At 37.2% G+C, this 12,617-nt stretch carries 9 protein-coding genes; all 9 read left to right on the forward strand.

The features are described from left to right. The first annotated feature begins 571 nt into the window (after positions 1-571). The 9 genes from QUD79_RS06235 (at position 572) to QUD79_RS06275 (ending at position 12,551) form a co-directional block, all read left to right on the forward strand. On the forward strand, positions 572-3,448 hold the full coding sequence (locus tag QUD79_RS06235; RefSeq protein ID WP_184425608.1) for a TonB-dependent receptor domain-containing protein: 2,877 nt from the start codon (positions 572-574) through the stop codon (positions 3,446-3,448). A gap of 130 nt (positions 3,449-3,578) precedes the next feature. After that, positions 3,579-5,222, forward strand: a complete 1,644-nt coding sequence (locus QUD79_RS06240; protein ID WP_184425610.1) for a tetratricopeptide repeat-containing sulfotransferase family protein — start codon at positions 3,579-3,581, stop codon at positions 5,220-5,222. A gap of 60 nt (positions 5,223-5,282) precedes the next feature. Beyond that, entirely contained in the window at positions 5,283-6,989 is a 1,707-nt protein-coding gene (locus tag QUD79_RS06245) for a tetratricopeptide repeat-containing sulfotransferase family protein (RefSeq protein WP_184425612.1), read from the forward strand. Positions 6,990-7,599: 610 nt separating this feature from the next. After that, positions 7,600-8,379 carry a DUF3450 domain-containing protein gene (locus QUD79_RS06250; protein WP_184425614.1) on the forward strand — a complete coding sequence of 260 codons (780 nt, stop codon included), beginning with the start codon at positions 7,600-7,602 and terminating at the stop codon, positions 8,377-8,379. Beyond that, positions 8,379-9,728: a MotA/TolQ/ExbB proton channel family protein gene (locus QUD79_RS06255; RefSeq protein WP_184425617.1), complete on the forward strand. Its 1,350-nt coding sequence runs from the start codon at positions 8,379-8,381 to the stop codon at positions 9,726-9,728. Before QUD79_RS06250 ends, QUD79_RS06255 begins: the two co-directional genes overlap by 1 nt. Further along, positions 9,728-10,252: a MotA/TolQ/ExbB proton channel family protein gene (locus QUD79_RS06260; RefSeq protein ID WP_184425619.1), complete on the forward strand. Its 525-nt coding sequence runs from the start codon at positions 9,728-9,730 to the stop codon at positions 10,250-10,252. Before QUD79_RS06255 ends, QUD79_RS06260 begins: the two co-directional genes overlap by 1 nt. A gap of 12 nt (positions 10,253-10,264) precedes the next feature. After that, positions 10,265-10,666 (forward strand): ExbD/TolR family protein, encoded by a 402-nt coding sequence (locus QUD79_RS06265; RefSeq protein WP_184425621.1) that lies wholly within the window; start codon positions 10,265-10,267, stop codon positions 10,664-10,666. A gap of 6 nt (positions 10,667-10,672) precedes the next feature. After that, a complete protein-coding gene (locus QUD79_RS06270; protein ID WP_184425623.1) occupies positions 10,673-11,284 on the forward strand; it encodes an energy transducer TonB in 612 nt (203 codons plus the stop codon). 10 nt (positions 11,285-11,294) lie between these two features. Beyond that, positions 11,295-12,551: a tetratricopeptide repeat protein gene (locus QUD79_RS06275; protein WP_184425625.1), complete on the forward strand. Its 1,257-nt coding sequence runs from the start codon at positions 11,295-11,297 to the stop codon at positions 12,549-12,551. The last annotated feature ends 66 nt before the right edge of the window (positions 12,552-12,617 follow it).

Genomic DNA, 12,617 nt, shown 5'->3' on the forward strand with positions numbered 1-12,617 from the left:
AGGTTATCACAAAAGTATAATTTTATATTTCCGCTGTCTTGTTAAACAGCGGTTCTCTTTAAAGGTGCAAAATTTCAATTGTTAAAAGTTGTAATAGCACTACTATTTTATACCATTTGGTATAACTTTTAGGCTTTAAATTGTTTGATATTTAACCGTTTTTTGAGGCTGATATATACAGTGCTATATACGAAATTCTTCTTTTTAATTGAGGTTGATGGCATTAATGCACTTTTTTACCTTAGGATATGATTTTTTACACTAGTTTTTTATCAAGTTGTTGAAAAAAATGGGTTTAAGTTTGTATTTTTTTTTGTTTAGCTGTGTTGTTTCTACAATGTAAACTTTTGCAGTGGTTTTTATCTTGTTGTTTTTGTTTGTTTTATTTTTTTTGTTTACACATTGTTGATTTTAACTTTATTTTATATACACAAATTATGTTGCTATATAGACTAGTAACTATTAGTATTTTAGCCGTTGATTTTGCCTTAGAGCAAAATATTAAAAAAAATTGAGTAAATAGCTCAATATTAAACACTAGAAACTACACTCAGTGGTTCAGGGAGAAAATATGTATAGCAATAGTAAAATAGCCAAGGCTGTTCGTTTAGCCGTAATGTTTGGTGCTGGTGCAACAGCTGCAATGACAACTACGTCATTTGCTGCAGGCGCTGAAGAAGGCGCAGACAAAATTGAAAAAATTCAAGTTACCGGTTCACGTATCAAACGTGCCGATATGGAAACTTCAAGCCCAATTCAAGTAACAAGTGCTGAAGACATTGAAGTATCGGGTTTTACGCGTGTTGAAGACATGCTTAACACTCTACCTCAAATTGAAGCGTCTTCTACTGCGTTTGAAGCTAACGGCGCAACTGGCCGTGGTGGCTTAGATTTACGTGGTTTAGGTCAACAGCGTACGCTTGTATTGATCAACGGTCGCCGTATGCAACCAGGTGGTGGCTCTTCAGGCTCTGCTGATATAAACAGCATTCCTGGCGCACTTGTACAACGTGTAGAAGTTATGACTGGTGGTGGTGCTTCAGTATATGGTGCAGATGCTGTTGCCGGTGTTGTTAACTTTATTATGAACGACGACTTTGAAGGCTTTAAACTTGACGTTAATGCCGGTGCATATCAGCATAATAACAACAACGGTTACATTCAAGGTTTAATGGATACGGCTGGTTTTGAATACCCAGAAGGGTCTTCAGGCTTAGACGGTGAAAACTTTGGTTTAGAACTTACCATTGGTGGCGACTTTGCAGACGGCAAAGGCCATGCAGTTGCTTATGCAACCTGGAAGCGTAACAATGAATTAAAATATGAAGCACGTGATTATACATCTTGTGCATTAAATGGCACAGCTTCAGCATGTGGTGGCTCAGGTAATGCGGTAAATCCTAACTTTTATCTTTCAAAACCATTAGCTAATGGTGGTTTCGATTGGGATAACAGCACCTATCAAACATTAGATAGTAATAGCAATTTTACGTCTGCTGCAGGTAATGTTTATAACTACAACCCTGTTAACCATTTTATGCGCCCAGATGAAAAAATCGCTATCGGGTCTTTCGTTGATTATGAAATTAATGACCATGCACGTCCATACATGGAATTTATGTACATGCGTGACCAAACCACTGGTCAAATTGCAGAGTCTGGTACTTTCTTTAACGAAAACTACCTTATTGATTATGACAGCCCATTACTTTCAGATGGACAGCGTGGTTATTTAACAGATACCTTCGGTATTGGTTCTGGTGACCAATTCGCAACTTATATTGGTAAGCGTAACGTTGAAGGTGGCGCACGTGCTAACCTTATTCAGCATGACTCGTTCCGCATAGTGCTAGGTTCAGAGGGTGAAATTAATGATACTTGGTCTTACGATGTAAGCATGCAAGTAGGTTCTACTACGGTAGATAACGTTTACATTAATGACTTCTTCGCACCACGCATAACTACTGCCTTAAGTGCTAGTGGTGAAAGCTGTGCAGCAACAGCAGATTGTATACCTTACGAAGTATTTACTTATCAAGGTGTCACGTCTGAGCAAGCTAAGCCATTAACTGGCACAGCGTCTATGGTTGAACTTTCAGACCAATTTATTTTTAGTGCGTTTGTTACTGGTGAGTTAGGCTTTACAATGCCTGGCGCAGATACTCCAGTTGCTGCTGTATTTGGTACAGAGTACAGAAAAGAAGAATACGAACGTATTGTTGATGAAGTATACGACAAAGGCTTATTATTAGGTCAAGGTGGTCCAACGAAAGGTTTAGTTGGTGGCTATTCTGTTAAAGAATTATATACTGAATTTAGTGTACCACTTCTTGAAGGTGTTGAGTTTGCTGAGTTGTTAGTAGCTGAATTAGGTTTCCGTTACTCAGATTATGACAGTATTGGTGCGCATGAAACATATAAAGTAGCCCTTGATTGGACACCAGTTGATGACTGGAAAGTACGTGCAAGCTATAACCGTGCAGTACGTGCGCCAAACATTGGTGAGCTATATGCAAGCCAAGCCTTAGGTTTATGGTCGGGTGATGATCCATGTGCGGGTGCAAACCCTAGCTATAGTGCTGCGCAATGTGCCAACACAGGTGTTTCTGGTTCACAATATGGTAATGTTGTACCAAGCCCGGCAGGCCAATACAATGGTTTCTTTGGTGGTAACCCTGACTTACAACCAGAAATTGCTGATACATATACTTTAGGTTTAGTTGGTCAAATTACTGATGAAATTGATTTCTCATTAGATTACTGGACAATTGAAATTGAAGAAGTAATTGGCACAGTTTCTGAAGATGTTACTTTATCGCAATGTGCTGAAACTGGTAACGCAGCATTCTGTGACAACATCAACCGTAACAATGGTGGCAGCCTTTGGGCTGGTACACAAGGTTTTATTACAGCAACAAACCTAAACCTTGCAAGTCGTAAATGGGAAGGTGTTGATATTAGTGGTTCTTATAACACTGAAATTAATGGACACCCACTTAGTGTTACTTCAATGACTACTTATATGATGACTAAAGAGTTTGAACCACTTCCAGGTACACCTGAAGCGATTTATGACTGTGCGGGTACTGTTAGCGCTAAATGTTTCCCTCAACCAGAGTGGAGACATGTTGTTAATGTAAACTACGACATGGGCGATTTAGGTTTTAATGCTAAAATTCGTTACATGGGTGCAGTTGATAACGGTGATTTTGATACAGATCCAGCAAAGGCCGATAAGAATGATCAGTTAGTTGGTACTGGTATCGGTGCACAAACTTACTTAGATTTAAGTGCTCGTTATACAGTTACTGAAAATGTTACTACACGTTTAGGTATTAACAATATTTTAGACAAAGAGCCTGCATTAACTGGTAATACTATGGATAATGGTGCGTTTTATGACCAATTAGGTCGTTATATTCATGCATCAGTTTCATTATCTTTCTAATAGTTAATTAGACAGTTAATTAGAAATAATCTAAAAAATGATAAAGCGGCGAGCTGAAAGGTGAGCCGCTTTTTTAAACTTCTAATACGTTATTATTTAATCTTTAGGAATATTACCTTTTTAAATAGCTATGAAATCAGACATAACAATCGACAATGCACTACAGTTATTAAACAACAATAAATTAGCACAAGGGCAAGAATTGATTGAACAGCTATTAACGCAAGACCCCGCTAATATAAATGCCCACAAGCTGATGGTTAAAATAGGTTTTACTGACCATAACTTAGCATTAGCCGAAAAACATTTAATTGCACTGCTAACACTTCAACCATTATCAGAACGCTTCTTCAGTGCCTTAACCGACCTTTATCAGCATCAAAGCCGATGGCAAGCATTATCAGCGCTTTATTTAGACTTATTTAAACGTCAACCCAACAATGCCACAGCCGCGTTTAACTGTGCTTATTACGCAAAACTGTCTGGAAATTTTGACCAAGCAATTAACTATTATCAAAAAGCATTAGCACTAGGTATTGATGACGACTTTGAAGTGTCACTAAATCTTGCAACAATTTATAGTGAACATATGTCTGCCCCTACCAAGGCTATAAAAATTTTAACTGAAGCAATTGAGAAACATCCGTCAGTAGATAGCTTATTATATAATCTTGCTAACCTCTATGAGCAGTTAGGCGATAAAGAAAAAGCAAACCATTATTTTAAATTGGCTTGCAAAGCGAACCCTAATAACTTTACTGCACTTGCTCGTCAGGCTGATATTTATAGGGTTAACAGTAAAAATGATCCGCTGATCAGCTTGTTGATCACTGCATTTAATAAGAAAAATATAGCAAATTCAGACAGAATTAACCTCGGTTATGCATTAGGTAAAGTACATGATGACTGTGGGGAGTACCAGCAAGCTTTCGACTATTACCAACAAGCCAATATGTTAGATAAACAAACATTGCCTAAATATAATCCTGATCAGGTTGAGAGACAGATTAATAAAATTATTACGACTTTTGATAAATCGTGGTTTGAACGTTTTAACACGATTACAACAGATCACGTTGAAAATGTGCCAGTATTTATTTGCGGAATGTTTCGTTCAGGTTCGACATTATGTGAGCAGATACTTTCGGCACACACTGGTATTAGTATAGGTGGTGAGCAAGAGTTTTTTCATCGGTTAGTTGTTAATAATTATCCAGAATTTCCGCTGAATGTGAGTGAGAATTTTAAGAAAAATAGAGACGAGATACTCGCTCAGTACTTAAACGAAATAAATCACTTTAGAACCAAAGGTGATCAATTAACCGATAAACGCCCTGATAACTTTTTATATTTGGGGTTAATTAAAACATTAATGCCAAAAGCAAAAATTATTTGGACTAAGCGCTCAATGCTTGATAATTGTTTATCTGTATATTTTCTCCGTTTAGGTGCATCAATGCCATACTCTACGGAATTTAGCAATATAGTGCATTTTTATCAGCAACAAGAAAAGCTAATGGCACATTGGCAGTCGTTATTTCCTGAAGATATTTTTATGTTTAATTATGATGAACTTGTTGAACAGCCTGAAGAGTGTACTCGTCAATTACTTTCATTTGTTGAGCTACCGTGGGAAGATAAATGTATTAATTTTCATTTGGCCGACAATCAGATAAAAACAGCAAGCGTATGGCAAGTTAGGCAGCCTTTATATAAGCGTTCGTCAGGCCGGTGGAAAAATTACCAAGAGCAACTAGCTCCTTTTATATCTTAATTTTCCTTAAGGTAATTTCTCCAACCTTAAATAACTTTAATTATTAAGTGGTTAATGAATATGACTTCTAAGATCAACAAATCTCAAGTTCACCCAGCTATTTCATCGAATCAACAACAACGCTTTTCATCAGCAGAACAGGCTTTTACTAAACAAGACTTTCAAACTGCGGAGTCATTATATCGGCAGCTAATACAAGAAAATGTACAAGTACCTAAAATTTATACTCAGCTTGCAATGTTGTGTGCAATGTCTAACAGAATAGCTGAAGCTAAAAGTTTATGGACATACGCGTTGACTATAGCGCCGGCGTTTGTTGATGCATTACTTGGGTTGGGCGATATATGTAAATATGAGAAGAACTTTATAAAAGCAGCAGACTATTATAAAAAAGTGATTGCGGGAAACCCACAACATGCCTTGGCGTACTTAAATTTAAGCTACTGTTATAAACAAATTGGTAAGCTTAATGACAGCATAACTGCATGTGAAAAAGCTTTGGCGATTGCGCCAAACTATATTCAAGCAAAAGAGTTTTTAGGGCAAGTGCTTATTACTAAAGGAGATTTAACTCAAGCTAAACAGGTGCTTAATAGCGTGTTAAGCGAAAATTCAAAAAGTGTGAAAGCACTTTATGCCTTGGGTAATTTACTAAAATCACAAGGTGATTTTGAGCAGGCGCGTGAGTGTTATCAACAAATTTTTTCTATTCAACCTGAATTTTCACAGGCACACTTTACTTACTCCGTAATTCACAAATATGTTGATAAAAACGACCCTCACGTAAGGTTGATGCAATCGCAATATCAAAAGCCTAATATAAATCTGGACAATAAAATACAGCTGTGTTTTGCATTAGCAAAAGCCTTTGAAGATATACAAGACTACGAAACTGCGTTTAAGTTTCTAGATGAAGGGAATAGCTTGAGGTTTGGTGGTTATAATTATCATATTGATTCAGATGATCTGTTTATTAAAAATATTATCAAAATTTTTAATAAAGAAGCAATCAGTGCTATTAATATTGAAACTGAAAGCTCTGAAATCCCCATTTTTATTGTAGGAATGCCGCGCTCTGGAACATCGTTAGTGGAAAAGATCTTGGCAACACATACCAAGGTACACGGGGCAGGTGAGTTAGAGTACTTTTTTGAGTTAGGGACCAGTGGTTTACTAAGTGAGACTTCAGACTTTTTATTTTTACCACTGAATAACTACGCTAAGAAAACGCTACAAGATATTGGTAAGGTATACATTGAAAAGATAAAAAGTCTCACTAAAGAAGAGAGTTATATAACTGATAAACTCCCCTTTAATATGCTGTTAGTGGGTTTAATTAAGTTAGTGTTACCTAATGCAAAAATTATTCACTGCGTGAGAGACGCGAAAGATAATTGCGTATCAATATATAAAAAGAACTTTACTACCGATAATTATCGCTTTGCCTATAACTTAAAGGCTTTGGGCCAATTTCATCGGTTATACACAGAATTAATGGCGCATTGGCACCTTACTTTTCCAGGAGAGATATATGATGTTCATTATGAATCCTTGATTTCGAATCCTGAAATTGAAATAAGAAAGTTAATAAAAGCGTGTGGTTTAGAGTGGCAAGAAGAGTGCTTAAACTTTCATAAGTCAAAGGCGGTAGTAACAACCGCTAGTGCATACCAAGTTAGGCAACCTATTTACAATAGTTCTGTTGGGTTATGGCAAAAATATGAAAGTTTTCTTTCCCCCTTGCTAAATGAGTTAGACAAGTCTTAATAGCAACATTTATCTCTAAAATTTATAAATGCGTTGTAACTAACCGTAAGCATCAGTTAGCGCGTTTAAATTTGTTGCATAGAGTTGCTAAGTAATAGAAAGTTAGCACTGTCTGGGGTAGTGTAAGTAGCTTAAATTATGGTTTAGCTGCACTGCCAGTTTGAATGTTTTTATTAATCAATTTATTGTTTGATAAATAACCCAGTTAAACAAAAGTACTTTATCTTAAAAGATAATTTAAATTAATAAAATTTGACTTACTACGAAAGAATTAGTAAAACAGTAAACAGCAATATTTATTGACTTGTAATAAGATTGTTTAATTATTAATTTCTTGACTATGCTTTACCTAAGTCAATATAGGAAAGCAGGGTAGATATCCTAGTTAATTATTGGGTATTTTATTCGCTGGTCGGCTTAAATAATTATTTAGAACAGTAGTAAATAAACAATCTTTTTAATAGGTCTTGGTTGACAGCTAGGCTGTCGTCTGGGAATATTGCATGGTTTTATTCTAGAGAAATTAAAACTTATAACATAATGGCAGATTATTAAATTTGCGTTAGCATAAAATTTGTTATCTAAATTCAATAGCAATTGGTTGGGAACTATGTCCAAATTAAGCAAAAAAAGCCTTATCGCTTCGACGATAATCGGCGCCTTAACATTATCAGTGAGCAACTTAGCAGCTGCTGATAAACTTTCAGATCTACAAAATGAAGAAGCGCGTATTATTAGTGCTTCTGTAAAATCACAAAAGAAAATTAACAGTATTTACGAACAAACCATCGATATGCTTGGTGAATACCGTAACACTGTTGATGAAGCTGAAGTATTGAAAGGCTATAACGATCACGTACAACGAATGGTTGACGGTCAAAAAGCTAACATTGCATCATTACAACAACAAATTGCAGGTATTGATAAAACCAAGCAAGGTGTTGTTCCGCTAATGTATAAGATGATTGATACCTTAGATAAGTTCGTACAACTTGATGTGCCAATGAACCTAGAAGCACGTAAAGAGCGTATTGAAAACTTACGTGACGTAATGAACGATTCAAACGTTTCTGTATCAGAGCAATTTCGTTTAGTGCTTGAAGCCTACGAAATTGAAGCTACTTACGGTACTATTTTTGATGCATACCAAGGTGAGTTAGACCTAGGTGGTCAAGTGTTAACTGCTGACTTCGTTCATATGGGACGTATCGCATTAATTGCACAGTCTCTTGATATGAAAAATGCTTGGGTTTGGAATAACCAATCTCGTTCATGGGATGAATTAGGTGACGAATACTTAAAATCTGTTACCGACTCTATTCGTATGGCACGTAAACAGTTGCCAATGGACTTAACTAAATTACCAGTATTTGCAGCAGGAGCAAAATAATGAAGAAAACTATTAATTTTGTGTTACTTGCCGCATCAATGACACTTGGTTTGTCTACAGCAGCTAACGCTAATGAACTAGACAAATTATTACAGCAAGTTAAAAATGACCGTATTTCTCAAGCAAAACTTGATAAAAAGCGTGAAGCTGAATTCACATCTGCACGTGCAGACAAGCAAGCTTTATTAAATAAAGCAAAAGCTGAATTAAAAGCACAACAAGAACGTAACAAGCGTTTAACGAAAGAATATGCGGATAATGAAATTACATTAGCGCAAAAAGAAGTTGAACTAGACACGGCTCAAGGTACATTAGGTGAAATGTTCGGTGTAAGCCGCGCAGCAGCCGCTACTGCTTATGGTCAAATTGTTACATCGATTGTAAGTGCTGAATACCCAGGCCGTGGTGAAAAACTTAACGAAATTGCCAACTCTAAAAAAATTCCAGAGTTAGAGCAACTAGAAGAGTTATGGATTGCACTACAAACTGAAATGACTCAATCAGGTCAGGTTTCACAGTTTAACGTAGAAGTAACTAAGTTAGACGGAAGCAAGTCGACTGAACAAGTTACACGTATTGGTACTTTTAACTTAGTTTCTGCAAACGGTTTCTTGAACTACAACGATGAAGTTGGTCAAGTTCAACCTCTTGCTAAGCAACCTGCAGGTTATATTTCCGATACTGCGTCAAAGTTTTTTGGTGAAACTTCTGGCTACCATCCTGTATATATCGACCCTTCACGTGGCGCTATCTTAGCATTAGAAACACGTAAGAAAACCCTAATGGAATTTTACCATGAAGGTAAAGAAGTTGGTTACGGTATTACGGTATTGTTAATTATCGGTATGTTGATTGCTCTTGAGCGTATGATTGTATTAGGCGCGGTAAGTGCAAAAATGAAAGCTCAAGAGAAAAATCTTGATCAACCGAATGAAAACAACCCTCTAGGTCGTTTATTGAAGGTTTATCATGACAACAAGGGTGCAGATTCTGAAACGTTAGAGCTTAAACTTGATGAAGCCATATTACGCGAAACGCCAAAAGTTGATCGTGGTATTAACTTAATCAAGATGTTTGCGGCGATTGCACCATTAATGGGTCTATTAGGTACGGTTATTGGTATGATCATGACCTTCCAAACAATTACATTATTTGGTACAGGTGACCCGAAAATTATGGCGGGTAACATCTCACTAGCACTTGTAACAACAGCGCTAGGTTTAATAGCGGCATTACCATTAATTCTAGTTCATAGCATTGTAGCTGGACGTAGTAAATCTGTACTTCACAAATTAGACGAGCAAAGTGCTGGTTTAATTGCTGCAATTGCAGAGAAGGAGTCTAACTAATGTTATTCCTGATAGAGCTTATCGAATCTGTCAGGAGTTTTGTTGCAACTGGCGGTAATGTACTTTACTTTGTCGCCTTTGCGCTCTTATTGATGTGGATACTAATGATAGAACGTTATTGGTTCTTATCAGCTAACTATCCTCAACTACGTGATGACATTATCGCACGTTGGGAAGCTAGAGAAGATACAACTTCTTGGTATGCACATCGAATCAGAGATACATGGATCTCCGAAGCGACAGAATTACTCGAACGTAACATGATTACTATTAAAACCTTGGTGGCAATGTGTCCGCTGATTGGCTTACTAGGAACAGTAACAGGTATGATATCTGTTTTTGAAACTATGGCTCAACAAGGAACAGGTAATCCACGTCTAATGGCAGCTGGTATTTCAATGGCAACAATCCCGACAATGGCGGGTATGGTTGCAGCATTATCTGGCGTATTTTTTAGTAGTCGTTTAGACGCAAAAGTTAAACTAGCTAAGGCTAAACTGGTTGACAGTTTACCTCATCACTAGAGAGATATTGTAATGGCACGTAAACGAACTCGTGAAGACGAAGAAGCAGCGATAGATATGACACCGATGCTCGACATCGTGTTTATCATGCTGATCTTCTTCATAGTAACTACTTCTTTCGTGAAAGAAGCAGGTATTGAAGTAAACAAACCAAAGGCGGCGAATCAAACCAAGCAAAAGTCAGCTAACATCTTTATAGCAGTTAGAGATACTGGCGAAATTTGGTTAGATAAGCGTCGTGTTGACATCGAGCGTGTTGCGGCTAACATTGAAAAATTATTAGCAGAGCAACCAACAGACGTTGTAATTGTCCAAGCTGACAAAGATGCCAAACATGGTGTCGTTGTTAAAGTGATGGATGCTATTAAAGAAGCAGGCATAGACCGAATTTCTATTGCTGCAGCTAAGGGGTAAAGTTTTATGGTTCGCTTTTTAGCATCAATACTATTAGGCGCCGTGATAACTTTTGGATTATTTTCTTTTATGGCCTTTCTTGTTTCTAGCGGAGATAGAAGCAAGGAAGAACAACAAGAAAATATCGTAGTAGAAGTTAATACGACACCACCTAAATCGTCAGCCGAGCAGCGTCGTCGCGTGCCACCGCCGCCACCGCCGCCGCCCAAGACACCACCAAAGCCTCAAGCGCCAGAGCCTGAAGCTAATACTAACACTGGGGGAGTTTCATTTAATCTTCCTAATGTTAATTTAGGTGGAGCTTCAACAAGTATAGCTGCACCCGGCGCGTTTGGTCGCGACGGAGATGCAACACCAATTGTGCGTATTGAGCCTAAATACCCAATGCAAGCTGCTAGAGATGGTAAAGAGGGCTGGGTTAGGCTTTCATTTACTATCAATGAAATTGGTGGTGTAGACGATGTTGAAGTAATTGACGCAGATCCAAAACGTGTTTTCGATAAAGAAGCAAGAAGAGCGCTTCGTAAATGGAAATACAAGCCGAAAGTTGTAGACGGTAAACCACAGAAGCAAACTGGGTTAACAGTACAACTAGACTTTAAGATGAATAAGGATTAATGGGGGATATATGAAAAAGATAGTAACATCTTTGATGCTATGTGCATCACTTGTAACCGTTCAGCTTCCTGTTTCTTTTCAAGTTGAAGCGGCTGGCTTAGGCGCTGATGAAAAACCAAAACGTAAAGTCTATTTACCCGGACCTACTGTAGGTAAAAAAATTGGTAAAGCATTTGAAGCATACTCAGCTGATGATATCGACGGTGCTTTACTTATTTTGACTGACATTGAAGCTTCTAAAGATTATGACAAAGCATTTGTTAATTTCTTTACAGGTCAAATGTTCGCGATGAAGGGAGATTCAATTAAAGCAATTGAATACTTAAAGGCAGCCGTAGCGCCTGATATTCTTAATGAAGCAGATCAAGGTAATAGTCTGAAGCTATTAGGTGACTTGCAAATGCAAGAAAAAGCCTATGCTGATGCGGTTAAAAACTATTACGCTTGGATGGACTTTACCGGTAAAGAAGACGGTGATGTTTGGACTAAAATTGCAAATGGTTATTATGCAATGAAAGCCCTTGATAAAGTGATTGTTCCTGCCGACAAAGCGATTGCAGCTTATGGTGACAAACATAGTACTAACCCATACGTTTTGAAAATAACTTCATATTATGAACGAAAAATGTTTAAAGAAGCGGTTGAGGTATTGGAAACAGTAGTACAAATCTTTCCTGAAAATAAAGCGTTTTGGGTTCAGCTAGGTCAGTTCTATACTTTAGTTGAAGATTATCCAAAAGCGTTACAAACTTTAGACTTGGCATATAAGCAAAACTTTTTAAAGAAAGAGTCTGAACTTAAATTGCTATCAAGTTTGTATCAGCAAAGTGATGTACCTCATACTGCGGCTTTATTGCTTGAAAAGCATATTAACGCAGGTGACATTAAGCGTGATGATACTAATGTTACGTCATTAGCGAATGCTTGGCATGCAGCTCAACATATTGATAAAGCGGCAAAATACTATGGTGAACTAGCAAAAATGACAAATGATGCTAAACACTACAGTAAGCAAGGCAATTTATTAAAGCAAGATGAGCAATTTAAACCTGCAATTGTTGCGCTTAATAAAGCTATTGAGTTAGGTGCTAAAGATAAAGGCCGTATTTATATGAGTATCGCCGAGTCACACTTTTACTTGCAAGATTATAAGCAGGCTTATAAAGCATTTGAACAAGCGGCTAAAGATCCTAAGACGAGAAAGTATGCAAGAGTATGGTTAACCCATACCAAAGATACTGCTCAACGTAAGGGTAAGTCCATTTAGTTTTGAACTACACTTTAAAAAAACCAGCTCTTCGCTGGTTTTTTTTTTGCTCAAATGTTTTAAAAT

The sequence above is a fragment of the Thalassotalea piscium genome (assembly GCF_030295935.1).
Classification (GTDB): Bacteria; Pseudomonadota; Gammaproteobacteria; order Enterobacterales; family Alteromonadaceae; genus Thalassotalea_B; species Thalassotalea_B piscium.